27 protein-coding genes, 1 tRNA gene and 1 riboswitch are annotated in these 26,537 nt (G+C 62.7%); of the genes, 9 read left to right on the top strand and 19 right to left on the bottom strand.

Annotated elements, in window-relative coordinates; all coding sequences use genetic code 11:
• Window positions 1-63: 63 nt before the first annotated feature.
• Window positions 64-1,278: a ubiquinone biosynthesis hydroxylase gene (locus BHMPCIPO_RS16760; RefSeq protein ID WP_173517813.1), complete on the top strand. Its 1,215-nt coding sequence runs from the start codon at window positions 64-66 to the stop codon at window positions 1,276-1,278.
• Between the two features lie 244 nt (window positions 1,279-1,522).
• On the opposite strand, the gene BHMPCIPO_RS16755 is transcribed toward BHMPCIPO_RS16760, so the two are convergent.
• The 4 genes from BHMPCIPO_RS16755 to BHMPCIPO_RS16740 all read right to left on the bottom strand — a co-directional run bounded on the left by BHMPCIPO_RS16755 (window position 1,523) and on the right by BHMPCIPO_RS16740 (window position 4,135).
• Window positions 1,523-1,711 carry a Trm112 family protein gene (locus tag BHMPCIPO_RS16755; RefSeq protein ID WP_043626122.1) on the bottom strand — a complete coding sequence of 63 codons (189 nt, stop codon included), beginning with the start codon at window positions 1,709-1,711 and terminating at the stop codon, window positions 1,523-1,525.
• Between the two features lie 15 nt (window positions 1,712-1,726).
• Entirely contained in the window at window positions 1,727-2,407 is a 681-nt protein-coding gene (locus BHMPCIPO_RS16750) for an LON peptidase substrate-binding domain-containing protein (RefSeq protein ID WP_173517812.1), read from the bottom strand.
• Window positions 2,408-2,598: 191 nt separating this feature from the next.
• Window positions 2,599-3,567 (bottom strand): thioredoxin, encoded by a 969-nt coding sequence (gene trxA, locus BHMPCIPO_RS16745; protein WP_173517811.1) that lies wholly within the window; start codon window positions 3,565-3,567, stop codon window positions 2,599-2,601.
• 58 nt (window positions 3,568-3,625) lie between these two features.
• Window positions 3,626-4,135 (bottom strand): prolyl-tRNA synthetase associated domain-containing protein, encoded by a 510-nt coding sequence (locus tag BHMPCIPO_RS16740; RefSeq protein ID WP_173517810.1) that lies wholly within the window; start codon window positions 4,133-4,135, stop codon window positions 3,626-3,628.
• Between the two features lie 252 nt (window positions 4,136-4,387).
• Between BHMPCIPO_RS16740 and BHMPCIPO_RS16735 the strand changes: the two genes are divergently transcribed.
• A tRNA-Gly gene (locus BHMPCIPO_RS16735) sits at window positions 4,388-4,462 on the top strand.
• Window positions 4,463-4,754: 292 nt separating this feature from the next.
• Here the strand turns inward: BHMPCIPO_RS16735 and BHMPCIPO_RS16730 are convergent.
• From BHMPCIPO_RS16730 to BHMPCIPO_RS16690, 9 genes are all read right to left on the bottom strand, one after another.
• The gene (locus tag BHMPCIPO_RS16730) at window positions 4,755-5,771 is read right to left on the bottom strand and encodes an aldose epimerase family protein (protein ID WP_173518200.1); all 1,017 of its coding nucleotides are present in this window, start codon (window positions 5,769-5,771) and stop codon (window positions 4,755-4,757) included.
• Between the two features lie 140 nt (window positions 5,772-5,911).
• On the bottom strand, window positions 5,912-7,096 hold the full coding sequence (locus tag BHMPCIPO_RS16725) for a vWA domain-containing protein (protein WP_173517809.1): 1,185 nt from the start codon (window positions 7,094-7,096) through the stop codon (window positions 5,912-5,914).
• A gap of 9 nt (window positions 7,097-7,105) precedes the next feature.
• The gene (gene metA, locus BHMPCIPO_RS16720) at window positions 7,106-8,032 is read right to left on the bottom strand and encodes a homoserine O-acetyltransferase MetA (protein WP_173517808.1); all 927 of its coding nucleotides are present in this window, start codon (window positions 8,030-8,032) and stop codon (window positions 7,106-7,108) included.
• A 61-nt stretch (window positions 8,033-8,093) separates the two neighbouring features.
• Window positions 8,094-8,171, bottom strand: a riboswitch (SAM riboswitch).
• Window positions 8,172-8,286: 115 nt separating this feature from the next.
• Complete coding sequence (locus tag BHMPCIPO_RS16715) at window positions 8,287-8,712, bottom strand: NUDIX hydrolase (RefSeq protein WP_173517807.1); 426 nt, start codon at window positions 8,710-8,712, stop codon at window positions 8,287-8,289.
• On the bottom strand, window positions 8,709-9,548 hold the full coding sequence (locus BHMPCIPO_RS16710) for an AAA family ATPase (protein WP_173517806.1): 840 nt from the start codon (window positions 9,546-9,548) through the stop codon (window positions 8,709-8,711). Before BHMPCIPO_RS16710 ends, BHMPCIPO_RS16715 begins: the two co-directional genes overlap by 4 nt.
• Window positions 9,549-9,661: 113 nt before the next feature.
• Window positions 9,662-10,042 (bottom strand): RidA family protein, encoded by a 381-nt coding sequence (locus BHMPCIPO_RS16705; protein ID WP_173517805.1) that lies wholly within the window; start codon window positions 10,040-10,042, stop codon window positions 9,662-9,664.
• 10 nt (window positions 10,043-10,052) lie between these two features.
• A complete protein-coding gene (gene leuD / locus BHMPCIPO_RS16700) occupies window positions 10,053-10,658 on the bottom strand; it encodes a 3-isopropylmalate dehydratase small subunit (RefSeq protein WP_173517804.1) in 606 nt (201 codons plus the stop codon).
• A 152-nt stretch (window positions 10,659-10,810) separates the two neighbouring features.
• A complete protein-coding gene (locus tag BHMPCIPO_RS16695) occupies window positions 10,811-11,242 on the bottom strand; it encodes a VOC family protein (protein WP_173517803.1) in 432 nt (143 codons plus the stop codon).
• Between the two features lie 204 nt (window positions 11,243-11,446).
• Window positions 11,447-11,701 carry a hypothetical protein gene (locus BHMPCIPO_RS16690; protein ID WP_173517802.1) on the bottom strand — a complete coding sequence of 85 codons (255 nt, stop codon included), beginning with the start codon at window positions 11,699-11,701 and terminating at the stop codon, window positions 11,447-11,449.
• Window positions 11,702-11,826: 125 nt separating this feature from the next.
• Between BHMPCIPO_RS16690 and BHMPCIPO_RS16685 the strand changes: the two genes are divergently transcribed.
• Together BHMPCIPO_RS16685 and BHMPCIPO_RS16680 are read left to right on the top strand one after the other, a co-directional pair.
• Complete coding sequence (locus BHMPCIPO_RS16685; protein WP_173517801.1) at window positions 11,827-12,732, top strand: HpcH/HpaI aldolase/citrate lyase family protein; 906 nt, start codon at window positions 11,827-11,829, stop codon at window positions 12,730-12,732.
• Complete coding sequence (locus BHMPCIPO_RS16680; protein WP_173517800.1) at window positions 12,729-12,935, top strand: DUF1737 domain-containing protein; 207 nt, start codon at window positions 12,729-12,731, stop codon at window positions 12,933-12,935. Before BHMPCIPO_RS16685 ends, BHMPCIPO_RS16680 begins: the two co-directional genes overlap by 4 nt.
• A 272-nt stretch (window positions 12,936-13,207) precedes the next feature.
• Here the strand turns inward: BHMPCIPO_RS16680 and BHMPCIPO_RS16675 are convergent, their stop codons facing one another.
• Window positions 13,208-13,642, bottom strand: a complete 435-nt coding sequence (locus BHMPCIPO_RS16675) for a metallopeptidase family protein (protein ID WP_173517799.1) — start codon at window positions 13,640-13,642, stop codon at window positions 13,208-13,210.
• A gap of 170 nt (window positions 13,643-13,812) precedes the next feature.
• On the opposite strand from BHMPCIPO_RS16675, the gene BHMPCIPO_RS16670 reads away from it, so the two are divergent.
• From BHMPCIPO_RS16670 to bfr, 5 genes are all read left to right on the top strand, one after another.
• Window positions 13,813-14,766 carry an ImuA family protein gene (locus BHMPCIPO_RS16670; RefSeq protein ID WP_173517798.1) on the top strand — a complete coding sequence of 318 codons (954 nt, stop codon included), beginning with the start codon at window positions 13,813-13,815 and terminating at the stop codon, window positions 14,764-14,766.
• The gene (locus tag BHMPCIPO_RS16665; RefSeq protein ID WP_246304443.1) at window positions 14,651-16,234 is read left to right on the top strand and encodes a Y-family DNA polymerase; all 1,584 of its coding nucleotides are present in this window, start codon (window positions 14,651-14,653) and stop codon (window positions 16,232-16,234) included. Before BHMPCIPO_RS16670 ends, BHMPCIPO_RS16665 begins: the two co-directional genes overlap by 116 nt.
• Complete coding sequence (locus BHMPCIPO_RS16660) at window positions 16,231-19,590, top strand: error-prone DNA polymerase (RefSeq protein WP_173517797.1); 3,360 nt, start codon at window positions 16,231-16,233, stop codon at window positions 19,588-19,590. Before BHMPCIPO_RS16665 ends, BHMPCIPO_RS16660 begins: the two co-directional genes overlap by 4 nt.
• Window positions 19,591-19,963: 373 nt before the next feature.
• Window positions 19,964-20,275, top strand: a complete 312-nt coding sequence (locus BHMPCIPO_RS16655) for a (2Fe-2S)-binding protein (RefSeq protein ID WP_173517796.1) — start codon at window positions 19,964-19,966, stop codon at window positions 20,273-20,275.
• On the top strand, window positions 20,241-20,732 hold the full coding sequence (bfr, locus tag BHMPCIPO_RS16650) for a bacterioferritin (RefSeq protein WP_173517795.1): 492 nt from the start codon (window positions 20,241-20,243) through the stop codon (window positions 20,730-20,732). The genes BHMPCIPO_RS16655 and bfr overlap by 35 nt, the downstream gene beginning before the upstream one ends.
• Window positions 20,733-20,970: 238 nt before the next feature.
• Here the strand turns inward: bfr and BHMPCIPO_RS16645 are convergent, their stop codons facing one another.
• The 5 genes from BHMPCIPO_RS16645 to rlmH form a co-directional block, all read right to left on the bottom strand.
• Window positions 20,971-21,498 carry an RNA pyrophosphohydrolase gene (locus BHMPCIPO_RS16645; RefSeq protein ID WP_173517794.1) on the bottom strand — a complete coding sequence of 176 codons (528 nt, stop codon included), beginning with the start codon at window positions 21,496-21,498 and terminating at the stop codon, window positions 20,971-20,973.
• A gap of 50 nt (window positions 21,499-21,548) precedes the next feature.
• On the bottom strand, window positions 21,549-22,757 hold the full coding sequence (locus tag BHMPCIPO_RS16640; RefSeq protein WP_173517793.1) for a divergent polysaccharide deacetylase family protein: 1,209 nt from the start codon (window positions 22,755-22,757) through the stop codon (window positions 21,549-21,551).
• 347 nt (window positions 22,758-23,104) lie between these two features.
• Window positions 23,105-24,427 carry a S41 family peptidase gene (locus tag BHMPCIPO_RS16635; protein ID WP_173517792.1) on the bottom strand — a complete coding sequence of 441 codons (1,323 nt, stop codon included), beginning with the start codon at window positions 24,425-24,427 and terminating at the stop codon, window positions 23,105-23,107.
• Window positions 24,417-25,814, bottom strand: coding sequence for a murein hydrolase activator EnvC family protein (locus BHMPCIPO_RS16630; RefSeq protein WP_173517791.1), 1,398 nt, complete (start codon window positions 25,812-25,814; stop codon window positions 24,417-24,419). Before BHMPCIPO_RS16630 ends, BHMPCIPO_RS16635 begins: the two co-directional genes overlap by 11 nt.
• A 159-nt stretch (window positions 25,815-25,973) precedes the next feature.
• The gene (gene rlmH / locus BHMPCIPO_RS16625) at window positions 25,974-26,456 is read right to left on the bottom strand and encodes a 23S rRNA (pseudouridine(1915)-N(3))-methyltransferase RlmH (protein WP_173517790.1); all 483 of its coding nucleotides are present in this window, start codon (window positions 26,454-26,456) and stop codon (window positions 25,974-25,976) included.
• Window positions 26,457-26,537: the final 81 nt, after the last annotated feature.

Below are 26,537 nucleotides of genomic sequence, written 5' to 3'. Positions count from 1 at the left end.
AACGTCGATGGCATTGATCTATATAGACATAAAACGATGCTCAAGTGCGACGGGAGAAAGCCGATGCTCGATATCTTGATTGCCGGTGGCGGCTATGTCGGCCTTTCGCTCGCCGTTTCCCTGAAGAAGGCGGCGCCGCATCTCGATGTGATGGTGATCGACGGTGCACCGGAAGGCGCCTGGAAGAAGGACCAGCGCGCCTCGGCGGTGGCGTCGGCTGCCGAACGCATGCTCGACGTGCTCGGGGTCTGGGATCAGATCGCGCCGGAGGCCGAGCCGATCCGCCGGATGGTGATTACCGATTCGAAGGCGGCCGATCCGGTGCGCCCTGTGTTCCTGACCTTCGATGGCGACGGCGGCGATGGCCGGCCCTTCGCCCACATGGTGCCGAACACGGCAATGGTCGGCGCGCTGCGTGGAGCATGCGACGAACTCGGCGTCGTCAATCGCCAGTCGACGATGGTCGAAACCTTCAAAAGCGGCGACCACGCGGTCGACGTCACGCTTGCCGGCGGCGAAAAACTGGAAGCGCGCCTGCTTGTGGCCTGTGACGGCGTGCGCTCCAGGCTGCGCGATGCCGCCGGCATCAAGACGGTCGAATTCGACTACGGCCAGTCCGGCATCGTCACGACGGTCGAGCACGAGCGGCCGCACGACGGCACGGCGGAGGAGCATTTCCTGCCGGCCGGTCCGTTTGCGACGCTGCCGCTCAAGAACAATCGCTCGTCGCTGGTCTGGACCGAGCGCACCGAAGACGCCGAACGGCTGGTCAAGGGCGACGATTTCCTGTTCGAGGAGGAGCTGGAGCGCCGTTTTGGCCACAAGCTCGGACATCTGAAGGTGGTCGGCGGACGACGAGCCTTTCCGCTCGGCCTGACGCTCGCCCGCGATTTCGTCAAGCCGCGCTTCGTCCTTGCCGGCGATGCCGCCCACGGCATCCACCCGATCTCCGGGCAAGGGCTCAATCTCGGCTTCAAGGATGTCGCGGCTCTGGCGGAAACGATCGTCGAGGCTGACCGACTCGGGCTCGACATCGGCTCGCTCGCAGTGCTCGAGCGCTACCAGACCTGGCGACGTTTCGACACCTTCCGCATGGGAGTTACGACCGACGTGCTCAACCGGCTGTTTTCCAACGACATTACCCCGGTCCGTATCGCCCGCGACTTCGGCCTCGGTATCGTCGATCGGTTGCCGTCTCTCAAGAATTTCTTCATCCGCCAGGCCGCCGGCATCGCCGGTGAGGCGGATCCACGGCTATTGTCGGGTCAGCCGATCTGAACACCGACCTTGGGATTGCCCCTCACCCTCTCCCCGCAGGCGGGGAGAGGGGACTCGGCATGTCTTTGCGGCGTCACTTGGTATTCGGCCATCGAACAACAATTGGGCAGGGAACGGTTGCTGCTGAAGTGCAGGAGGTGCAGCGGCGTTCCTTCTCCCTGCTTGCGGGGAGAAGGTGCCGGCAGGCGGATGAGGGGCAACTGCGAAGTCCCGCGTTCGTCAAATCGGCCGAGCCGCCGCGACCTCAATCCTCGATCTTGCGCGCTTCCGAGACCAGCATGATCGGCACGCCATCGCGGATCGGATAGGCGAGGCGGGCCTTTTCCGAGACGAGTTCGTTGGCTTCGGCGTGGTAGCTCAAGCGGCCCTTCGTCAGCGGGCAGACGAGCAGTTCAAGCAGTTTCGGGTCGACCTTGCTGGCGTTGATATCCATTATCCGTCGCTCGCTTCACTGCAGGATGCTGTCCATATCGCCGAAGTCGCGCGCGAGCACGATCTCGGTGATGGCGATCAAGGTTTCCGCGCGTGTCTTGAGGTCGGGTGCTTCGAGCAGCGCCTGTTTTTCCGCAGGGCCATAGGGCGACATCATCGCCATGGAATTGACCAGGGTGCGATTGCTCGCCCGTTCGACGCTTTCCCAGTCGGCCTTGAGCTTGTTGGCTTCGAGATAGGCCTTGAAGGCGGCAAGCAGAGCTGCCCGGTCGACCAGGGTTTCGTCGTCGCGGTTCTCGAGATCGGCGGCAAAGGGGCCAATGCGGAAACGGCGGTAGCCGCGCGTGCCGCTTACCTCCGAAAACAGCCGGAAGCGGCAGACCCCCGTGAGTGAGGTGATGTAGCGGCCATCGCCGGTCTCGGCGAAGGAGGTGATGCGGCCGATGCAACCGACCTCGCAGAGTGCCTGCGTCGGACCGGTGGCGGTCTCGTTGCGGCCCTCGCAGAAGGAGGGCTGCACGATACCGATCAAGCGGTTGCCGGAAAGCGCGTCATCGAGCATGGCGAGATAGCGCGGCTCGAAGATGTTGAGCGGAAGCTGGGCACCGGGAAGCAGCAGCGCACCGGTCAGCGGAAACACCGGAATGATCTCCGGCAAGTCCTGAGGACCGAGGTAGCGTGCATTTCCGACGTGCATTTTCCGATAGACCCTGCAGGTATCCGCTCTTGCCCCGCCGAGGAAGCGTGGTCACCAGACCAAAAGATGGTGCATTCCTTGAAAATCTCAAGAGACGGGCACATCGATCTTCATGGGGGAATGCGGATCGTGATCAGGTGCGCACAAAAAAGGGCACCGACGGCGCCCTATTTTAGGCCAAGCCTGACGGTTCAGGAGAACAGGATCGACGAGAGTTTGCGTCGCGCGGCGACCGTTGCCGGATCCTTCGGCCCCCAGACCTCGAAGAAGGACAGGAGTTCGCGCCGGGCGCCGTCGTCGTCGAAGCCGCGATCGCGCTTCATGATCGTCAGCAGGTGGTCGGCGGCAGCCGTCCGGTCTCCTTCGACATTGCGGATCTTGGCGAGCAGCATCCGCGCCTCGTGATCGTCGGGGTTTGCCGCAAGGCGCCGCTCGAACTCGTCGGGATCGCCGAGCTTGCGCGCTTCCTCGATCTGGTCGAGTTTCTTGCCGATCGCTGCGATGCCTGCGTCCTTGGCGAGATCTTCCGGCAGGCCGGAAAGGGCCTCGCGGGCTTCGGCGAACTGGCCGAGGGCGATCATGCAATCGACCATGCCGGCGATCGCCACGACGTTGTCGGGATCGGCCTGAAGCACGGCGCCGTAGAGGCCGGCGGCGTTCTGGGCGTCGCCGGCATCGAGCAGCGCCTTGGCATCGGTGAGTACGGCTTCGATTTCGGCCTTGCTGTCGTCGACCGCGGGGCCGGCGATCTTTTCGATGAATTGCTTGATCTGGCTTTCCGGCACCGCGCCCATGAAGCCGTCGACCGGTCGTCCGCCGACGAAGGCGATGACGGCGGGGATCGACTGGATGCCGAGCTGGCCGGCGATCGAGGGATGATCGTCGATGTTCATCTTGACGAGCTTGACGCGGCCTGCGGCTTCCGTGACCACCTTTTCGATTACGGGCGTCAGCTGCTTGCAGGGGCCGCACCAGGGTGCCCAGAAATCGACGAGAACCGGCTGCTGGCGGGAGGCGTCGAGCACGTCCTTGGCAAAGTTGGCGGTGGTGGTTTCCTTGATCAGGTCACCATTCGACGCGGCCGCCGGCTGGCCGAAGGAGGCCGAACCCGTCATCTGAGTGCCGAAAGACCCTGCATAGGGATTGTCGCTGCCCGTCATTCTTCTCTCCTCGCCGGCTCGCTGGCCGGCTTTTTGCATTCGCGCCAAAGATCGTATGTCAGCCCGTGACTTTCAAGACAAGCGGTTCGTGTCCGGTCGCTTCCATGAAGCGCAGCAGATCCCTGGATGCGATCGAGGTCGTCGCGTCATTCGAGAGCGGATGGCAGTTGACGATGTCGAACTTCATCAGCTCCTCATCGAGGATGACCTTGACGTTGCCGCCGGTGTCGTTGATCGCGCCGAAGGCGGTCACGGCCCCCGGAATGACGCCCAGATATTCCATCAGCTTTTCCGGCTTGCCGAAAGAGACCCGGCTCGCCGCGCCGATCACCTGGTGAACGGTCTTCAGGTCCACCGTCGCGTGCTCCTCGACGGTGAGGAGGAAATAGTTGTCCTTCTTGTCCTTCACGAAAAGGTTTTTCGTGTGGCCGCCGGGGATCTCGTCACGCAGCGCCACCGATTCGGCGACGGTGAATACCGGCTCGTGGTTCTTGGTTTTATGCTCGATCCCAAGTCCGTCGAGAAAACGAAAGAGGTCTTCGGCGGTCTTCGGCTGTGATTCACTCATGATTCTCATCCCTCGGGCATTCGATTTCGATCCTGCTTTAGGGGAGAAGCCCATCGGGGCGCAATCTCACAGGCGGCGACGATCACCGAAAACGCGGCATTTCCGGGCTTTGCTGGGGGCCTCCAAAAAAATATTCGATTTCTCGTCATTTCCCTGTTGCATTCCAAAATCGCTTAGGCCATATACCGCCCGTCGCCGCAAGACAGCGCCGACGCCACGGTCCACCGACTACCCCCGGGCCGCGGAAAGTGAGCGGGTGTAGCTCAGGGGTAGAGCACAACCTTGCCAAGGTTGGGGTCGGGCGTTCGAATCGCCTCACCCGCTCCAATTTCTCCCAACCATTTCATTTCACAGATTTTTTGGAAATGAGACGGCATCTGCCGTAAGGCACGTTGCACCTCGAGGCCGACCGCAGCGCCGTGCGAACAGGTGCGCTCTGCCGAACACGACGCCGCTCCCTTGGGCCGCTCGTACCCTTCCCTCACTACTGCATGTCTCCTTAAATCGACCTCGATTTAAGGACGAAGACATGCAGCAAATCAAAGTCCTACAGCGACCTTTGCGCGTCTGATAAGACGCGCGGCGCTGTAGAGATCGTCAGCGCCCGTGCAGGTCGCACTCAGCTCTTCATGAAGACGTAATCCGTCTCCTGCCGGCGGGTTTCACCGGGCCTGAGCACAGCACTCGGGAAATCAGGATGGTTGATGGCGTCCGGCCAGATCTGGGTTTCCAGGCAGAAACCGGCGAAGGGGCCGTACCGGCGGCCCTCGAGGCCGGGGACGGGGACGTCGAGCTTTGCGCCGGTATAGAGCTGCACGCCGGGCTCGGTGGTCAGCACTTCGAGCGTGACGCCGGAATTGATGCTGCGGGCCAGCGCCACCGAGTGTTTCGCCATGGGCTCGTTCGAAAGACAGAAATTGTGGTCGTAGGCGATGCGCTCGCCTTCGGTCTGGCAGCGAAGCGGCGTCATTTCCCGGAGATCGAAGGCGGTGCCCTCGACCGCACGGATCTCGCCCGTCGGGATTTGCCGTTCGTCGGTCGGCAGATAGTGGTCGGCTGCGATCATGATGTCGTGGCCGAGCGCGTCGGCGCTACCGTCGAGATTGAAATAGCTGTGCTGGCAGACATTGGCGAGCGTCGGCCGATCGGTCTCGGTTTCATAGACGACGCTCAAAACGCCGCCGGGCTTCAGCGCGTAGGTGCAGGTGACCTGACAATTGCCGGGATAGCCGGCGCGTCCGTCCGGATCGGTGATCACAAGCGTGACGCTGTCGGGCGCCTGGCGGGCGATCGTCCAGTTGCGCTTACCGATATTGTCGCTGCCGCCATGCAGGTGCGTGACGCCCTTCTCGTTCAGTTCGAGCTGATAGGCCTCGCCGTCGAGCGTGAAGCGCCCGTTTCCGATTCGGTTGGCGTAACGTCCGGGCGTGGCGCCGAGATAGGGCGAATGGGCGAGATAGCTTTCGAGGTCGCTGAAACCGAGCACCAGCGGCGGCTCATGGCCTTCCAGCCGCAGATCCTGGATGACAGAGCCCCAGGTCAGCACATGCGCTGTAAGGCCGCCGCCGGAGAGCACCACACGATGGACCGGCTCGCCGGATGGCAGGTGGCCGAAAACTTCCGTGTTCTGATGCATATTCACCGCTGGCTCCCTCTTCGTGACCACAGCAACCTGCGTCATTTCCGAGGATGCGGCAACCGGAAATCTTAGTGCAGAGCCACGGCGACCCTGGCGCGTCTCGAAAGAGGCGCGGCGCTGTAGGATTCGCCGTCATTTCAGCGGGATAGTTGCTTGGTGGCATCCTGCAGGCCAGCGAGCGTCAACGGGAACATCCGCCCTTCGAAGAGCTTTCTCACCATGGCGATCGACTGGGTGTAGCCCCAGTGCTGCTCGGGCACGGGATTGAGCCAGATCGAGCGCGGGAAATGTGCGGTCATGCGCGAGAGCCAGAGCGCGCCGGCCTCGTCGTTCCAATGCTCGACAGAGCCGCCGGGATGGCTGATTTCGTAGGGACTCATCGAGGCGTCGCCGACGAAGATCGCGCGGTAGTCGCCACCGAAGGTGCGCAGCACCTCCGTCGTGCGGGTGATGTCGGCGCGCCGGCGCCGGTTGTCCTTCCACAGCCCCTCGTAGATGCAATTGTGGAAATAGAAATGCTCCATGTGGCGGAATTCGCCGCGGGCGGCAGAGAACAACTCCTCGACGATGCGGATGTGATCGTCCATCGATCCGCCAACATCGAAGAACATCAAAAGCTTCACGGCATTGCGGCGCTCGGGCCGCGTCACCACGTCGAGATAGCCGTGCTCGGCGGTGGCGCGGATCGTGCCGGAAAGGTCGAACTCATCGGCAGCACCCTGGCGCACCCAGCGCCGCAGCCGTTTCAGCGCTACCTTGATGTTGCGGGTGCCGAGTTCGACCGTGTCGTCATAGTCTTTGAACTCGCGCCGGTCCCAGATTTTGACGGCGCGGCGATGGCGCGACTGGTCCTGGCCGATCCTGATGCCTTCGGGATTGTAGCCATAGGCGCCGAAGGGGGAGGTGCCGGCAGTGCCGATCCATTTCGAGCCGCCCTGATGCCGGCCCTGCTGTTCGCGCAGCCGTTGGCGCAGGGTCTCCATCAGCTTGTCGAAACCGCCGAGCGATTCGATCAGGCGCTTTTCTTCCTCGGTCAGGTGTTTTTCCGCGAGTTTGCGCAGCCAATCCTCGGGGATGACGGCCTCTTCGCCCGTCTCCATCGGATTGACCGCCTCCAGCCCGGAAAAGCAGTGCTGAAACACCCGGTCAAAGCGATCGATATGGCGCTCGTCCTTCACCAGCGCCGTGCGCGCCAGGTAGTAGAAGGCTTCGACGTCGAAGGCGGCGATGCCCGCCTCCATCCCCTCGATCAGGGACAGGAATTCCCGGAGCGTCACCGGGACCTTCGCCGCCTTGAGTTCGAGGAAGAAGGGGACGAACATCGCTAAGCCTCAACTTTCTCCGGTGCCGATCTCCGAGAGATCATAGGGCGTCGTCTGGTACATCTCGTTGATCCAGTTGCCGAAGAAGAGATGCGCGTGGCTGCGCCAGCGGTTCTGCGGCGGCAGGGTCGAGTCGTTATGCGGGAAATAGTCGTGCGGCATCTTGATCGGCACGCCGGCGTCCACGTCCCGGAAGTATTCGTCCGACAACGAGGTCGAATCATACTCCACGTGGTTGAACATGTAGAGCCGGTTGCCCTTTTTCTCGTGCACGAGGCAGACGCCCATCTCCTTCGATTCCATCAGGATTTCGAGGCTCGGCACCTTGTCGATGTCGGCGCGTCGGACCTCGGTCCAGCGCGAGACCGGGACGGCGAAGTCGTCGGAGAAGCCGTTGAGATAGACGGAGGAGCGGTTGAGGTTCTGGTGACGGTAGACACCGAAGGCCTTCTCGGCGAGTGGGTATTTCGGCACGCCGTGGAAATGGTAGATCGCCGCCATCGCGCCCCAGCAGACATTGAGCGTCGAGTGCACGTTGGTCGCCGTCCAGTCGAAGATCCGCTTCAGTTCCTCCCAATAGGTGACGTCCTCGTATTCGAGCGTCTCGACCGGCGCGCCGGTGATGATAAAGCCATCGAACTTACGGCCCTTCACCTCGTCCCAGGTCTCATAGAAGGAGAGCAGGTGATCTTCCGAGGTGTTCTTCGCCCGGTGGGCACCGATGCGCACGAGCGACAGTTCCACCTGCAGCGGCGAGGCGCCGATCAGGCGCGCCATCTGGATCTCGGTCTTGATCTTGTTGGGCATGAGGTTCAGCAGCCCGATCTGGAGCGGGCGAATATCCTGACGGATCGCCACGGTCTCGGTCATCACCCGCACGCCCTCATGCACGAGGGTTTCGAAAGCGGGCAGTGTATCGGGAATCTTGATGGGCATGGGCTTCCACTCGATCAATACAAAAAAACCGGCGGCGATTGATCGCGACCGGTCCTCGGAAATCCAACTTTCCTCGGCCCTTTAGCGACTTGTTTAACGTGGCTGCAAGCCGGCCGGCCAAATCACCACGGGGATTTTGATAGCGCGAGTGGGACGCGGGGGTCAAGAAAAACGATTCGGGGTGGGGCTGGCCCCTCATCTCGCTGCCGCGACCTTCTCCCAGGGAGGGTTAGGGGGAGGGCAAATGCGCTGGCCTATAGAAAATCCAGGGCATCCTGCATGCCATACCCCAGTTGATGCCGTGCCTCGTCGATGTCGAGCCAGAAGAAGCGGAAGCGGATCGGAGGGCCGCCGCTATCCGGCGTCATCTCGCGGTGCAGCCACGTCTGCCGTTGCTCGCCGGCAAGGGCGACGTGAAAATAGTGTCGCCGATGGCAGATGGTTCTACCGTCCTTCCAGTAAGAATAGTCCTGCGTGACGAGGTGCACGAGCGGCTGCAATGGCGTAAGCCCGGTCTCCTCGATGAATTCCCGCCGAGCCGCTGCTTGCGGGCTCTCGCCCGGCTCCATCGTGCCGCCGGGCACCTGTAGTTCGATTTCGGGGAAATCCGGCTCGTCGAAGACCAGCAGGCGGTCCTGCCAGGTGGCATAGATCAGGACCTTGTGCGCGTCCGGGCTCATCCGTCGCGACGCGCCATGAAGGCCAGGCGCTCGAAGAGGTGCACGTCCTGCTCGTTCTTCAGAAGCGCGCCGTGCAGCTTCGGCAGCATGGTCTTGGCATCGGCCCTGAGATCGGCCGGATCGACCTCGTCGGCGACGAGCAGCCGGATCCAGTCGAGCGCTTCCGAGGTGGAGGGCTTCTTCTTGAGGCCCGGCACCTGGCGGATGTCGTAGAAAGCGGCAAGAGCTGCCGAAAGCAGCGTCTTGCGGATGCCGGGATAGTGCACCTCGACGATGCGGGCGAGCGTTTCGGCATCGGGAAAGCGGATATAGTGGAAGAAGCAGCGGCGCAGAAATGCGTCCGGCAGTTCCTTCTCGTTGTTGGAGGTGATGATGACGATCGGCCGCTGGCGCGCGCTGATCATCTCGCCGGTCTCGTAGACATGGAATTCCATGCGGTCGAGTTCCTGCAAGAGGTCGTTCGGAAACTCGATGTCGGCCTTGTCGATCTCGTCGATCAAAAGCACCACGCGCCGGTCCGCCTCGAAGGCCTGCCAGAGCTTGCCCTTGCGGATGTAGTTCCTGACCTCGTTGACGCGCTGGTCGCCGAGTTGGCTGTCACGCAGGCGCGACACCGCGTCATATTCGTAGAGGCCCTGCTGCGCCTTGGTGGTCGACTTGACGCTCCATTCGATGAGCTCGAGGCCAAGCGCGGCGGCGATCTGGCGGGCAAGCTCGGTCTTGCCGGTGCCGGGTTCGCCCTTGACGAGCAGCGGCCGCTCCAGCCGGATCGCGGCATTGACGGCGATCATCAAATCCTTGTCGGCGATATAGTCGGTGGTGCCTTCGAATTGCATGGTCGTCTTCCGGTTCAGCATAGGTCTAGCAAAGCGATGCCCATGGACTATCGCATATTGGCTTAATTCGGAATCGATTTGAGAGGAGATGGCGCGGGCAGAAGGGCTCGACGTCAGCCACGAAGGGCGGTGACTTCGATCTCGATCAGCATTTCCGGGCGGATCAGGTCGCAGACGATCATGGTTGCGGCCGGACGGATCTCGCCGAAGACTTCGCCGAAGATGGGGAACACCCGGTCGGCGAAGCTGGCATCGGTGACGTAATAGTGATTGCGCACCACGTCGGAAAGCGAAAAGCCCGCTTCCTTCAACGCGCCTTCGATCGTCCTGAGGCAATTGTGCGCCTGCTCCTCCACCGTCTCCGGCATGGTCATGGTGGCATAGTCGTAGCCGGTCGTGCCGGAGACGAAGCACCAGTCGCCCATCGCGACGGCACGCGAATAGCCTGCCGTCTTTTCGAAGGGCGAACCCGAGGAGATCAGCTTGCGCGCCATGTTGCCCGCTTTAGGCCCAGGGGCGCGATGTGGCGGCCGACTTCTCGAAGCTATCGATGGCGGTTGCCTTTTCCAGCGTCAGGCCGATGTCGTCGAGGCCGTTCAGCAGGCAGTGGCGCTTGAACGCATCGATCTCGAACTTGATCGAGCCGCCGTCCGGGCCAGTGATTTCCTGGGATTCCAGATCGACCGAGAGGATGGCGTTGGAGCCGCGCGAGGCGTCGTCCATCAGCTTGTCGAGGTCGGCCTGGCTGACGACGATCGGCAGGATGCCGTTCTTGAAACAGTTGTTGTAGAAGATGTCGGCAAAGGACGTGGAGATCACGCAGCGGATGCCGAAGTCGAGCAGGGCCCAGGGGGCATGTTCGCGCGAGGAGCCGCAGCCGAAGTTGTCGCCGGCAACGAGGATCTTGGCGTTCTGGTAGGCGGGCTTGTTGAGCACGAAGTCCGGATTGACCGAGCCATCCTCGTTGTAGCGGGCTTCGGCGAAGAGGCCCTTGCCAAGGCCGGTGCGCTTGATCGTCTTCAGGTAATCCTTCGGAATGATCATGTCCGTGTCGATGTTGACGACGGGGAGGGGGGCTGCGACACCGGTGAGCTTGACGAATTTTTCCATAACTTCAGGCCTTCGATTTCAGAAGAATGTTGCGTAGCGTTTAGAGCAGTTCTACGCAGAAATGAAGGAAAATCTCTCCAAACACGCGTCGTCGGGCGGGTGAAAATGCCCGCCCGCCCAAAGTTCCGTCCGGTTTTCGTCCCTGGTAAGGGTCAGCCTGCCTTCACCGGGCTGTTCATCGCCCAGAGAACGCCGAAGGGATCGCGAAGCTGGCCGTAGCGGTCGCCCCAGAACATCACCTCGATCGGCATCACCACCTCGGCGCCGGCGGCAACGGCGCGGTCCCACCAGGCATCGATGTCGTCGACGGTGAGCGTCAGGGTGAAGGCCTGCGGCTTTTCGAGCGGATGGCCGTATTCCGGATAGGCATCGGCCAACATCAGCGAACTGCCGTTGACGTAGAGATGGATGTGCATCGTCCGGCCCTGCTCGTCCACCGGATGGCGGTTGACTTCCTTGGCGCCGAAAGCCCGTGTGTAGAATTCGGCCGCCTTCACAGCGCCATCGACCTGAAGATAGGGCAGAAGCCCGTTCAGGACCGGTGCCGGCTGCTTCGTTTCAGTCTGCTGCGTCTCGATGTCCATGTCGTCCTCCATTCTGTTCGAAGAGCCAGGACCGTGCTGGCCTGTCTCAAGGACGGGGATAACGCGCCTGATCCGACAGGAAGGTGGAAAAAATTTCGCAGTCTGGGGAGCCGTGGCTTTTCACAGGAAGCAATGGCCGGCGAGCCGATCATCGATCGGCCCGGGTCACCACAGCCTGTGAGGATCGATCCCGATCGCTGGGGATCAGAGGTCGATGATTGTGCCGCGGCCGTCGTTCCAGATGCGCATCTCGCGCTGGCCATGGGCGGCGCCTGCGGCGGCCGGGCGCGTGGTGGCGCGGCCTGGCTTGAGGTTCAGACGGGCGGCAATGGCGCTGCCGATCACGACGACGGCGGCCATGCCGGCCAGTGCCAGCGCCAGCGAAGCGGTCAGAACAAAGGCCGCGAACGTGATGGTCAAGGCTGCGGCCGTAAAGAGGACAGAGCGAATGCTTTGCATAATCGTCACCTTTCTGGGTGCGATGTGGTGGTTCGCAGCTGCGCTTGCAAGGGGTGGCTCTTATGAAAGGGTGCGGCGGCTCGCCTCGTCTTGCGGAACGAAGGAAAGGCGGGCACAACTGAAACATGAACAAATCGATCGAACATCACCCCGTGCGCCTGCGCCGCTCGGTGCTCTCGGTGCCGGCCGACAATGCCCGTGCACTTGCCAAGGTCGCTGAACTCGCGGCGGACGCTGCGATCTTCGATCTCGAGGATGCGGTTGCGCCCGAGCGCAAGGTGGAAGCGCGCGAGGCGCTGGTGCAGTTTCTGACAGCGAGCCGACCGGATTGCGAAATCATCATCCGCATCAATGCGATCGGCTCCGACTTCGGTCAAGGTGACCTCGCTGCGGCACTTTCTGCCAACCCGGACGCCATTTTACTGCCGAAGGTCGAAAGCCCGGCGGATATCCAGGCGGCGGCCGACTGGCTGGCCGAGAACGATGCGCCGGAGACGCTGCGTCTCTGGGCGATGATCGAGACGCCGCGCGGCGTCATCAACGCGCCTCTTATCGCCGAGGCCGGCCGCACCTTCGGCGGGCGGCTCGATTGCTTCGTCGTCGGCCTCAACGATCTGCGCAAGGAGACCGGCGTACCGGATCGTCCGGGCCGGCCCCATCTCGTCCCCTGGCTGATGCAGATCCTGCTGGCAGCGCGGGGCGGTGGGCTCGACGTCATCGACGCCGTGTTCAACGATTTCCGCGATGCGGCGGGCTTCGACGAGGAATGCCGGCAGGGCCGCGACATGGGCTATGACGGCAAGATGCTGATCCATCCGGTCCAGATCGGCCCGGCGAACGAGCGCTTCGGCGTGGAGCAGGTCGCCGTCGACGAGGCGCGCGCGATCATCGCCGCCTTCGCGGCTCCGGAAAACACCGGCAAGGGCGTCATCAATCTCAACGGACGCATGGTCGAGCGACTGCACCTCGACCAGGCCGTGACGCTTGCCGCCAAGGCGGACCTTATCGAGAAACGAAAGGCAAGATCTTGAAACTCTACCGCTTCCTGACCGGCCCCGACGACGCCTCCTTCTGCCACAAGGTGACGGCGGCGCTGAACCAGGGCTGGAGCCTGCACGGCTCGCCCACCTATGCCTTCAATGCCGACACCCAGCACATGCAGTGTGGCCAGGCGGTGGTCAAGGAGGTCGAGGGCAAGGATTACACGCCTGATATGAAGCTTTCGGAGCAGTAGCCGTGGCAGCCATCAGCGTCAGGGATTGCCCCTCTCCTCGGGTTTAACCCGAGGACTAACCCTCTCGCCGCAGGTGGGGAGAGGGACGTGCCCGTTTCGCATTGTCAGGAAAAATCGACGGGGGCTCTTGTTGAAGCGAGCGGGTGCCGCACGCCCCCTTCGCCCCAGAACGTGCCGGCAGGCGGATGAGAGGCAAAATGGCGGGCGGGTGTACTCTCTGAAGTAACGCAATTCCGGACGGAAAACCGCTTCACAGTTTTCCTGGAATTGCTCTAACCGCCGACGTGCTCGACGCTGGCCTCGATCCGCTCCATGTCGTCGTCGGAAAGGCCGAAATGGTGGCCGATCTCGTGTATCAGGACATGGGTGATGATGTCGCCCAGCGTCTCCTCGTTCTCTGCCCAATAATCGATGATCGGGCGGCGATAGAGCGTGATCCGGTTGGGGAACTGGCCGGTTTCCATGGTGAAGCGTTCGCCGATGCCGCGGCCTTCGAAGAGGCCGAGCAGGTCGAAGGGCGTTTCCAGCGCCATGTCCTCGAAAACGTCGTCGCTCGGGAAGTCGGCGACCTCGATGATGAGGTCGGTCGTCAGCTGGCGGAACTCCTGCGGCAGGTGGCCATAGGCTTCCAGCGCGAGCTGTTCGAAAGTGGTAAGCGTCGGTGCGTGGCGTTCCCGCCAATCATCGGTGTGGTCAATGCTGGCCATAGGCACTCCTTGTTGCCCTCCATATAACGATTTTGCCTTTGTTTTTCGAGTGTTGAATTCCGCGGACACAGGGGCAGGAATAAATTCTTAGAATTGGCTGTTGACTCATTTGGGAAGCTCTGGAATCAATTAGAACATAACGTGAACATTTATGATGGGAGTTGACCGTCATGGCCGACAAAGCCGTGCAGCGGGAGACGGTACTTTCGCTCCGAGAGACCATAGCCAGGATCGAAAACCGTCGACTTCCGGGCGTCGTGCGTGCCGCCAAGGCGGCTGACCCCGGCGGCTTCCGTCAGCGCGAGGAAGATGAATCCGGCCGCAAGGCGCTTGCGCTCGGGGTTCCGGATCTGGACGCGCTTCTCGAAGGCGGCCTGCCGCTCGAAGGCATGACGGAAATCCGCAATGCCGAGACGCGTGATGCTGGTGCTGCCGCCGGTTTTGCCGCCGCACTCGGTGTGCTCTGCCAGCAGGCGCGCCTGGAAAAGGGCGAGACGGCAGCTCCCGTTCTCTGGATCAGCCAGTCGATGGCCTCCAACGAAGCGGGCATGCCCTATGGGCTCGGTCTGAAAGCTTACGGGCTCGATGTGCGCGGCCTCGTCTTCAGCCTGCCACGCACGGTGAAGGATGCGCTCTGGATCGCTGAAGCCGCGCTTTCCGTCCCAAGCTTCTGTGCCGTCATCCTGGAAATTCGCGGCAATCCCGCAGCCCTGGCGCTTAGTGAAAGCCGGCGCCTGCATGTCCGCTCGCGGGCGGGCCACGTTCCTCTTCTGCTCCTGCGCCAGTCCGGACACGAGGAGGCCAGCAGCGCCTTCTTTCGCCTCCTCGTCGAGCCGGCGCCGGCGCGAGAGCGCCCCCTGCCGGATGGATCGATGCTTCGCGGCAGCATCGGCCATCCCGTCTTTCACGTCATTGCCGAGAAGAGCAGGGCTCCTGCGCCGCTCGGCTTCTTCCTGGAGTGGAATCCCCATGACCGCCGTTTTTACCCCGTCGAGCCCCTACCAGCCGCTGCTGCGGCAGATCCAGAACCAGCGCATTCTGTCGCTCGCCTTTCCGCATCTTCCGGCCGATCGGGTCGCCCGCAAGCGCTGGGGGAACTCGTGGCTTTCCCGCGGGCGTCCTGAGCATCCGCCCGTCGTCTTCGCCGATAAGGTGAAGAGTGCGATGCGTCTCGTCGCGCTCGACGGTTATGCCGAGAAGCGTGGGTTTCACATTGGCCAGGGGGTTGCCGAGGCTCGGGCCATGTGTCCCGAGATCGACGTGCTGCCGGCCGATCCCGCCGCCGACCGGGCTCTGCTCGAGGGCCTTGCCGATTGGTGTTGCCGCTATACGCCGCTGGTCGCGCTCGATGGCGACAGTGGCCTCTTTCTCGACATCACCGGCTGCGCCCATCTTCTCGGTGGGGAAAAGGCGCTTCTCGACGATCTGCTTGCCCGCCTCTTCCATCTGGGGGTCGAGGCCCGCGCGGCGATCTCCTCCTCCGCCGGGCTTTCCTGGGCGGTGGCGCGCTTCGGGTCCGAAGGCATCATTGCCCCGGATGAGGCCACACGGGTGCTGGCGCCGCTGCCGATGGCGGCGCTCCGGCTGCCGCGGGAGACGATCGAAACGCTTGGCCGGGTCGGGCTCAAGCAGGTCGGGGACATCCTCGAAGCGCCGCGTGCGCCGCTTGCCCGCCGGTTCGGCGCGATCCTGCTTCTGCGTCTCGATCAGGCGCTCGGGCGGGAGGACGAACCTTTGTCGCCACGGCTGCCCGTCGCCGCCCTTTCGGTCGAGCGCCGTCTCGGCGAGCCGGTCCAGGGCGAAGACGATATTTTAGGCCTGACGGAAGAGTTGGCGTTGCGGCTGAAGCCGGAACTGGAAAAGCGCGGGCAAGGCGGACGACTGTTCGAGCTTCTGCTCTTTCGCGTCGACGGTGCGGTCTTCCGCATCGCCGCCGGCACATCCTCGCCGCTCAACGAGCCGCGGCGTGTCGCCGGTCTTTTCCGCGAGCGGCTGCAGGCGGTGCATGAGGATCTCGACGCCGGCTTCGGCTTCGAAATCCTCAGGCTCTCGGTGCCGAAGAGCGAAAAATACGAGGTGATGCAGGAGGATTTTTCCGGCACGCCGGATCGCGAGCGGCCGCTGGCGGCCTTTGCCGATCGGGTCATGGCGCGGTTCGGCGCGGAGAGCCTGCTGGTCCCGGCTCTCTCGGAAAGCCATGTGCCGGAGCGGGCAGCGACTTTCCGTCCGCTCACGGATCTGGCGCTGATCGGCAAGACCGAGGAGCCGGGGGAAAACATTCCCGCGCCCCTGCTTGCCGCTGCGGCCCGGCCACAGCGGCTCTTTCCAAGCCCCGAGCCGGTGGAGGCCGTGGCCGAGGTGCCGGAGGGGCCGCCGAGAAGCTTCCGCTGGCGCCGCACGTTGCATCGCATCGCGCGCGCCGAAGGACCGGAACGGATTGCCGGCGAATGGTGGCTCGATGGCGAGCCGGCGATGGAGCGCGACTATTTCCGGGTGGAAGATGAGCGCGGCCGGCGGTTCTGGCTGTTTCGCGAGGGCCATTACGGGGCTGCCACCCCGCCCCGCTGGTTCATGCATGGAGTCTTCGCATGAGCGGTGCCATTCCCTATTTCGAGATCGGCGCCTGGTCGAATTTCTCCTTCCTCGAAGGCGCCTCCCATCCGGGCGAGATGGTCGTTGCGGCAAGCCGCCTCGGCATTGGTGGCCTTGGTATTGCCGACCGCAATACGGTGGCAGGCGTGGTGCGCGCTCATGCGCAGGCCAAGGTGGAGAAATATGCCTTCCAGCCCGGTGCGCGGCTCTCCTTTGCCGAAGATCTGCCTGACGTGCTTGCCTATCCCTTAAATCGCCGCGGCTGGGGCAATCTCTGCCGGATGCTGAGCGCCGGAAACCTGCGCGCCAAAAAGGGCACCTGCACACTCTACGAAGCCGATCTCGTCGAATGGGGCGAGGACCTCTTGCTTGCCGTGCTGCCCGATCCGGTGATCGGCGCGCCGGAGGCAACCCTGCTTGCCGATTTCCTCAAGCGGCTGAAACCGCATTTTGCCGATCGGCTCTATCTGGCGCTGGTGCCGCGTTATGACGGCTTCGACCAGCTTGCCTTTGCCGGACTTGCGACCATCGCCCGCCATGCGGCGGTGAAGCCCGTCGCCACCAACAGTCCGCTGTTCCATGCCGCCGCCCGGCGGCCGCTCGCCGATGTCGTCACCGCCATCCGTGAGCATGTGACCATTGCCACGGCCGGCTACCGGCTGCATGCCAATGCCGAACGGCATCTGAAGACACCTGAGGAAATGACGCGCATCTTCCGCGACTACCCGGAAGCGATCGCCAATACCGGGCATTTCTTTGGGAGATTGAAGTTCTCGCTGTCTGAACTCGAATATCAATATCCGGACGAGAGCATTCCGGGCGAGACGCCGACTGAGACCTTGCGGCGGCTGACGATGGAGGGCGCGCGCGAGCGGTATCCTGAAGGTATTCCGGAGAAGGTTTCAACGCAGATCGAGTACGAGCTCGAGCTGATCGCGGGCAAACGCTACGAGCCCTATTTCCTGACGGTGCGCAATATCATGCAGTTTGCGCGCAGCGTTCCTATCCTGTGTCAGGGCCGCGGGTCGGCGGCAAACTCCACCGTCTGCTATTGCCTGGGCATTACCGAGGTCGATCCATGTGAGACCACCCTGCTCTTCGATCGCTTCCTTTCGACCGAGCGTGACGAGCCGCCGGACATCGACGTCGATTTCGAGCATGAGAAGCGGGAAGAGGTGATCCAGCACATCTACCGCACCTACGGCAAGGAACATGCGGGGCTGACGGCCGCCGTCATCAGCTATCGGGCGCGCTCGGCCGGCCGCGAGACCGCCAAGGCTTTCGGCTTTTCCGAGGACGTGCAGTCGGCGCTCGCCGGCTCGGTCTGGGGCTGGTCGGTCGCCGATCTTTCCGAGCGTGAGGCGCAGGCTGCCGGTCTCGATACGAAGGACTCGACGACGGTGAAGGTGCTCGATTATGCCACCGAACTGATGAGCTTCCCGCGCCATCTCTCCCAGCATGTCGGTGGGTTCGTCATCACCCGCGACCGGCTCGACGAGGTGGTGCCGATCATGAACACGGCAATGCCCGATCGCTACATGATCGAGTGGGACAAGGACGACCTCGACACGCTGAAGATCCTGAAGATCGACGTGCTGGCGCTCGGCATGCTCACCTGCATTGCCCGGGCCTTCGCGCTGCTCGACCGGCATTACGGCGAGAAGAGAACGCTGCATCAGCTCTTCAAGGACGACCAGAAGGACGTCTACGACATGATCTGCCGGGCCGATACGATCGGTGTCTTCCAGATCGAAAGCCGGGCACAGATGAGCATGCTGCCGCGGCTGAAACCGCGCGTCTTCTATGATCTCGTCATCGAGGTGGCGATCGTCCGGCCCGGGCCGATCCAGGGCAACATGGTGCATCCCTATCTGAAGCGACGGGAACAGCATGCTTTGAAGATTCCCATCGAATATCCGAGCCCCGAACTAAAGGTGGTTCTGGAGCGAACGCTCGGCGTGCCTTTGTTCCAGGAGCAGGCGATGCAGATCGCCATCACGGCCGCCGGCTTCTCGCCGAGCGAGGCTGACCGGCTACGGCGCGCCATGGCGACCTTCAAGCGCACCGGCACCATCCATACCTTCCACGAGAAGATGATCGAAGGCATGGTCAAGAATGGCTATGACAGGGATTTTGCCGAGCGTTGTTTCAAGCAGATCGAAGGTTTCGGCGAATATGGTTTTCCCGAGAGCCATGCCGCGTCCTTCGCGCTTCTGGTCTATGTCTCCTCCTGGCTCAAGACCTATTATCCCGATGTCTTCTGCGCGGCGCTCCTGAACTCGCAGCCGATGGGGTTCTATGCGCCCGGGCAATTGGTGCGCGATGCAAGGGAGCATGGTGTCCGGGTACGGCCCGTCGATATCAACCATTCGGTCTGGGATGCCGATCTTGAAGAAGGAAGCCTCAATCGCGGCGCCATAGAGCCGCGCCATCGCGAGATGGAGGACGTGATCAAGACGGACAAGGCCATGCGCCTCGGCTTCAACTCGATCAAGGGCCTGAACCAAAAGGAGATGGAGGATAAGCTCGTTGCCAACCGCGGCGCCGGCTACCGGACAGTCCGCGATCTCTGGCTGCGCTCCGGCCTCTCCCGTTCCGCGCTCGAAAGGCTTGCGGACGCGGATGCCTTCCGCTCGATCGGGCTCGATCGGCGCAAGGCGCTCTGGGCGGTAAAGGCCTTGGACGAAAAGAGTGCCGCCGAACGGCTGCCGCTCTTCGACCGGGCGGCGAGGGAAGAGTTGCGGCCGGAGCCGGCGATGATCCTGCCGGAGATGCTGCCGGGCGAGCAGGTCATCAACGACTATCGCTATCTCTCCTTCTCGCTCAAGGCGCATCCGGTCTCCTTCCTGCGGGCGGCGCTTTCCGAGCAGGGCATCGTCACCAGCCGCACGCTTGCGACGGCCCCGGTCGGACGGCGGATAACGGTCGCCGGGCTGGTGCTCGTCCGCCAGCGCCCGGGCTCCGCCAAGGGCGTGATCTTCATGACGATCGAGGACGAGACCGGCGTCGCCAATGCGATCGTCTGGCCGAAGGTGTTCGCGACCTATCGGCCGGTGGTCATGGGGGCGCGCCTCGTCAAGATCCGCGGCCGGCTGCAGCGCGAAAGCAGCGTCATCCATGTGGTCGCCGAACACATCGAGGACATCACGCCGATGCTGGGATTGCTGCGTGCAGAGGTGAGACGGTTCGGCGCGAACGACCGTGCCGATGAAACGCTGAGACCGACCGGCGACGCGCGCGAGAAGAAAGCGCAGGGCGATCTACGCTTGGCGAGGGCGCGGCGTTCCGGCAGCAGTCCGGAGCAGACGACGGCCGAGGTGGCGGACGTGATGCCGAAGGGGCGCAATTTCCATTGAGGACAGGGCTCGGATCCCGGCCGCCGCACAGGGCAGCCGGATGGGCTTTCCGATAAAATGGGCAGGTCATCTGACGCGCGGATCGGGACGGTCCGCATCACCATTCGGCAAAGGCTACAGTCGGCGCGCTCGACGAAAGCGGTCTGATAGTGTGTAAAAATGTCGCAGTCGGCGTGCGGCAAGATCGACTTAAGGTCTGCAAGAATAGTCGTTCATATTTCTCTAAAATTTTGAAAAGACGAAGCTTTTTATCAAGTTTAGAGTCGTTCTAATCGACCTGCAACTTCCGCTCGCGGAGTTTTTAGTTGACACTAAATGTCCTGTTTTGCTTTAAGCGCTGACACAGGGCGTTGCGTACGACAGGCGAGACGAAATGCTGGTTTGCAGCTGCAATTTCATCACGGAAAAAGAGATCGAAGACACGATTGTCGGCCTCCTCGACGAGGACTGTTGGCAGCTGATCGTGCCGGCGAAAGTCTATCACGCGATGGAAAAACGCGGCCGTTGCTGCGGCTGCTTCCCGAATGTCGTCGACATCATCATCCGCACCACCGAGCAATATCACGCGCACCGCGACTCGACGGACGCCGAGATATTTGATTTCATGACCCGCCTCAGACAATTCCACGAAGAGAACCGGAGGGCGGACATTGAAAGGCGACAAAAAGGTCATCGAGCAGCTTAACGAAGCGCTTTATCTCGAACTCGGTGCCGTCAACCAATACTGGCTGCATTACCGCCTCCTCGAAGACTGGGGTTACACGCTTCTCGCCAAGAAGGAGCGCGCGGAATCCATCGAGGAGATGCAGCATGCCGACAAGCTCGTCGCGCGCATCATCTTCCTTGAAGGCCACCCCAACCTGCAGACGGTTGCGCCGCTACGCATCGGCCAGAACGTCAAGGAAGTGCTGAAGGCTGACCTCGCCGGCGAATACGACGCCCGCACCGCCTACAAGAAATCACGCGACATCTGTCACGCCGCCGGGGACTATGTCTCCATGAAGCTCTTCGAAGAACTGCTCGCCGACGAAGAGGGCCACATCGACTTCCTGGAAACCCAGCTCGATCTGCTCGACAAGATCGGCGAAGAAAGATACGGCCAGCTCAATGCGGCACCGGCCAACGAGGCCGAAGCCGACTGAGTTCGGCGCAGCTTTCCAAAGGCAAAGGCCGGCGACATCGCCGGCCTTTTTCGTCTGTGAGAGACGAACTCTCGCTTGGGTCCTTTGAAATTACGCAATTCCGAACGCAAAACCGCTTCACGCTTTTCCCGGAATTGTCTTAAGCGCGTCGCGATCCTTCAGACTTGCCGCTCGCGCTTCAAGTTCTTGATATTCCCTCGCTTCCGCAAAACCGCTGCGCACTCTTGCGCGACGTCCTTCAGGGCGCGAGATGCGCGAATGCGGTGACGACCTCCTCATAGACCTTGCGCTTGAACGGCACGATCAGTTCCGGCAGTTCGCGCATCGGCTTCCACTCCCAGGCGTCGAACTCCGGATCGTGTCCGCCCGGCGGCGGGTTGATGGCGATTTCGTCCTCCTCGCCCTCGAAGCGAAAGGCATACCAGCGCTGCGTCTGGCCGCGATACTTGCCCTTGAGGCCGATGCCGATCAGATGCTCTGGCAAATCGTAGTTGATCCAGTCAGGCGCTTCCGCGAGCAGCGAGACTGTCTTCATGCCGGTTTCTTCGTAGAGCTCGCGATAGGCGGCCTTCAACGGATCCTCGTTCTTGTCGATGCCGCCCTGCGGCATCTGCCAGCGCTGCGGCGAGCCGTCATATTCGGAATTGCCGACGGCGATCCGGTGCCCGGCCCAGACGAGGCCTGCGCGGTTCAGCACCATGACTCCGACACAGGGGCGATAGGGAAGGTCCTCCGCTCTGAGTTTCTTGCCCTTTTCCTTGCTCATCGGCTGCCTCTTCTTTTCAATCGCAAATCATTCTGTCGGATGGCTGTAAGCTAGTTCTGTTGCGGATCCTTGACGAGCGCGGAAACGCCGACGATCTCGATACCGCGTCCCTGTGCCTCGCCGATCCAGGAGGCAATCGCACCGACGCTTTCGTCGAAGGCGGAAGCGACGCCGATGGCGGTGCCATTGCGGCGCGCAATCCGCTCCAGTTCGTCAAGCTTCTTCAGGATCGCGCTGCGGCTGAGCTCCGTGTCGAGCGTCAGGTCGGCAAAGCCGTGCGGTACGTCGAAGGCATCGGCGAGCTTGCCCGAGAGCGATTGCGCCGACGTTCCGTCGTCGAGGAACAGCAGGCCGCGCTTGCCGAGATCGCGCATCACCGGTTCCAGCGCGTCGGCGTCCGACAGGAAGCGACCACCGAGATAGTTCATGATGCCGGTGTAATTGGTGATCTCGGCGAGGTTCCGGTGCAGCTCCATCAGGTTCTTCTTGGCGCCGAGGCCGACGCGCAACGCGTTGGGCCCAGGATCGTTCGCCGGATAGTCGAAGGGCTCCATCGGTATCTGCAGCAGGATCTCATGGCCGCTTCGGCGCGCCTCCTGCATCCAGCGCTGCAGGCTGTTTCCGGCCGTGGCAAAGCCCAGCGTCACTTCGGCCGGCAGGTCGCGGATCGCCTTCTGGGTGCCGGTCTGGCTGAGGCCGAGGCCGCCGACGACCAGCGCGATGCGCGTGCCGCGCGCGCCGGACCAGGGCCGTGCATATTGATCCATGGAGCGCAGACCGTCCGGACCGATGATCGGCAAACGTCCGGCTGGGCTGTCTTCCAGGAGATCGTCGTTGGGTATGGCCGCCATCCGCGGATCCTGGCCGCGGATCGGACCGACATTGATCAGGGCCGGGCCCTTGCCGTCGCGGCTGCGCGGTGAAAACTTGGTAACGGTAGAGCCGTCATCGGTGAGCGTGTGTTCGACGTCGGCGCCGGAATAGGCGGTCCCTGGCTCCATCGTTCCGCCCGCACCGGACTGGCCATTTGCCGCTTTCGCTGGCTTCTCGGCGGCGCCCTTGGCGCTCTCGGTTGCTGCCGTTTCAGGCTGGCCCCGCTTCAGTCCGTCCGGCGCAAGCGTGCCCCATAGCGACAGTCCGACAATCGACGCAATACAAATACCAAGAAAAGAGAGCCCGAGCATCCGTCGGGGATCGCGCCTCGCCGCTGGCTTCACCCGCCGGTTCTGGCCCAGGGGGGCATTGAGATCAGTTCCCAAACGGAGCCTCGGTCGATCTGTGCGATGTTGCCGCTCCTGCATGCCTGCTTTGATCATGGTCGATCAAAGGACAAACATGCAGCAATTCAAGGCGCTGCAGCGGCTTTGCGCGTCTGACAGGACGTGCGGCGCTCTAGAGCAAGGCGGCGTTGAGACGCTTCGCAATTCCTCTCCGAGCGCACCGGTGCCTGAGAATCAGCGGCCGCGGCAGCGTCCTTACCCCTATAATTTAGCTGTGTCGCGTTGACCAGTGAGTCTGCTTCCGGCGGAGCGGATGCGCTCGGCTGAAATGCAGAGCGCCGCGTGTTCGTTCGAACACGCGGCGCTCTCATTCCATGCTCGCAGGCTTACTTCTTGAGCTGAGCCTGTTCCGGATTGGCCGGGAAGGCCGGATCCGTCTTCTTGCCGCGCAAGAGGTCGAGCGCGTAGTTGAGCTGCAGGTCGTCCTTCGTCTCCGGCGGCACATAGGCGACCGAGCCCGATCCTTCTTCGGTCTCGCTCTGGCCCTGGATGTGGCCGCGCAGGTCGGACTCGCCCTGGGCCTCGACCTTACCGAGCAGTTCCGGCGGCAGCGGCTGTTCGACCTTGATGTCGGGCGAGATGCCCGTGCCCTGGATCGATTTGCCTGATGGCGTGTAGTAGAGCGCCGTCGTCAGACGCAAGGCACCGGCTTCGCCGAGCGGGATGATCGTCTGGACCGAACCCTTGCCGAAGGAGCGGGTACCGAGCACGGTCGCGCGCTTCAGGTCCTGCAGGGCACCGGCGACGATTTCCGACGCGGAGGCCGAACCGCCGTTGACGAGCACGATGACCGGCTTGCCATCGGTCAAGTCGCCGGGCGTCGCGTTGAAGCGGCGGGTCTCGTCCGGGTTGCGGCCGCGGGTCGAAACGACCTCGCCACGCTCCAGGAAGGCGTCGGAGACGTTGATCGCCTGGTCGAGCAGACCGCCCGGGTTGAGACGCAGGTCGAGGACGTAGCCCTTGAGCTTGTCGGCCGGCACTTCGGCCTTGATCTTCTCGATGCCCTTCTTCAGGTCGTCAAAGGTCTTCTCGGTGAAGGAGATGACACGCAGATAGCCGACGTCGCCTTCGGTGCGGAACTTGACGGCGCGAACGGCGATGACGTCGCGCACGATCGTCAGTTCGATCGGCTTTTCCGCGCCCTTGCGCAGGATGGTCAGCTTGATGGGCGTACCGACCGCGCCGCGCATCTTCTCCACGGCGTCTTCAAGCTTCAGGCCGCGAACGTCCTGGCCGTCGATCTTCGAGATGAAGTCGCCGGCAAGCACACCGGCGCGTGCGGCCGGCGTGTCGTCGATCGGGCTCGTGACCTTGACGAGATCGTCCTCCATGGTGACTTCGATGCCGAGGCCGCCGAACTCACCGCGGGTCTGGGTGCGCATGTCCTCGGCATCGGCCGAGTTCATGTAGCTGGAATGCGGATCGAGCGAGGAGAGCATGCCGTTGATGGCATTCTCGATCAGCTTGTCGTCCTGCGGCGGCGTCACGTACTGCGCGCGTACGCGCTCGAAGACGTCGCCGAAAATTGCCAGTTCGCGATAGGTCGAGGTGTTGGCCGCGACAGCCGGAACGACAGCCGAATAAACCACGCCCATCGCGGTCGCGCCCATCAGCGCCCCGACCAGAACAAGTGAAGCCCTACGTATCATTTCGCGCCTTTCCAACCTCTGCTGCGGTCCACCACGGTCGGGAATCAACCGGTTTCCCGTCTTTCCGGAATTCAATGTAAAGCGTCGGCCGGTCTGTTTCCAGCGCCAAGGCCGCAGCGCTCGCCACTCTTTTTGCGCCCATCGTCGCCAATGGTTCACCGGCCACGACGAACTGCCCGGGCTGTACGCCCACCCTCTCCATCCCCGACAGCACGACGTGATAGCCGTCGCCCGGGTTGAGAATGATCATCTGCCCATAACTGCGGAAATTGCCTGCATAGACGATCCAGCCATCTGACGGCGCAGTCACCAGCGCGCCCGGATTGGTTTCCAACATGATCCCTTGCAGGGAGTGCCCCGTGCCATCTGCATCGCCGAATTTGCGCAACAGCGATCCCGCAGCCGGATAGGCAAGCTTGTTCCTCAGCTCCGAAAACACATATGCGGGGGTAATGCGGTTTTTGTCGGGCACGGCATTGCGAGCCAATTCACGCGCCGCCTCGCGCTCGGCCTCGCTCATGCGCCGGCGCTCTTCCTCCTGCGCGCGGGCCGCTTCCGCGGCGTCGCGAACGGAGGCGATCTGGCTTTCGAGCGAGCCGATCAGACCTTGAAGATTGGTGGCCTGGGCGGCAAGTTCCTGCGCCTTGCGCTGTTCGGCGGCAAGTTCGCTGGCGCTCGACTGGCGTAGTTTCTCTTTTTCGGCGACCAGCATCGACATGCGGCGCTCTTCTTCGAGATTGGCCGTCATCGCTGCGGTCAACTCTTCACGCTGCCGGTCGATGCCGGCGCGGATGTCCGAGAGCGCCTTGAGGTCCGCCACCAGGTTTTCAGTTTCCTTGCGCAGACCCGGCACGACGGCGCCGAGCAGAATCGCGCTTCGCACCGAGGCCAGCGCGTCCTCCGGCGTCACCAGGATCGCCGGCGGCGGGTTGCGCCCCATTCGCTGCAGCGCGGCGAGAACCTCGGCAAGCACCCCGCGGCGCGCGTGCAGCGACTTGCGGACAGCATCCTCCTTGGTTCGCAGGTCACTCAGTTTCCTTTCGCCGTCGACGATCTGTTGCTCAAGACCCTGCCGCTTCTTGGCGGAATCGACAATTGCGGCGCGCAGCGTCTCGTTGGTCTTGTCGATCTCGGCGATGGTTTCGCTCAGCGCGTTGGCACGCTCCTGCGACAGCGTAATGGTCTTCGAAAGTGCGTCGAGTTCGCTGCGCGTGCTGTTGCGGCGAAGGGTGAGGTCGGCGGCAGGATCCGGCGGACCCTGTTCCTGGCCGGCCATCGTGGCGCCGGGTGGCGTGGCTTCCTGGGCGCCTGCCGGCAGGCCGATCGCAAGCGCGACCGCAAGCGTCGCCGCCTTGCGGCCAAGCCGCCCTGCGTCGCCTCTTCCCATGCTGAAAACGCTGGCCCTGCCTCGGCGCGTCATCGGTTCGCGTGCGTCCATCCGAAAAATATGAAGAAAAAACCTAATCTGATTTGGCGCGCGCGACCAAGCATATTCTCGTTATCGCTGCGTGTGCTGCGCCAGGAGTACGGACGAAGAACCCGCGCGTTAGACGCGATGGTACGGGTGCCCGGAGAGAATGGTGACGGCGCGGTAGAGCTGTTCGGCGATCAGGATACGGACGAGCTGGTGCGGCCAGGTCATCTTTCCGAGATTGAGCACGGCATCGGCGCGGGCGTGAAGGCTCGGGTCGAGGCCATCGGCGCCGCCGATCGCAATCATCAGGTCGCGCTTGCCGCTGTCGCGGAACGTGCCGAGCAGCGATGCAAAGCCGTCTGAATCCAGCGCCTTGCCGCGTTCGTCGAGAAGCACGAGCAGGCTGCCATCGGCGAGTGCCTTCTCGAGTTGGGAGGCTTCCTCCCGCTTGCGCGTGTCGGCGTTCGAGGCACGGCTTTCGTTGACTTCGACGACACGGGAAAGCTCGAGGCCGATCGCCGGGCCGGCCTTGGAAAAACGATCGAGATAGCGGGCCGCGAGATCCTTTTCCGGCCCCGCCTTGAGGCGGCCGACTGCGAATAAGCCGATACGCATGACCTTTTCCGTCCTCGCTTGCGCTGCACCGCGCACTGCATAGTTCCTGAAATCGGGTCGATTCAAGGAGAATTCTATGCA

It is taken from the genome of Ensifer sesbaniae, from assembly GCF_013283665.1.
Taxonomy (GTDB): Bacteria; Pseudomonadota; Alphaproteobacteria; order Rhizobiales; family Rhizobiaceae; genus Ensifer; species Ensifer sesbaniae.
Note: the sequence above shows the minus strand (reverse complement) of the source record. Positions and strands in the feature narration are given on the sequence as shown.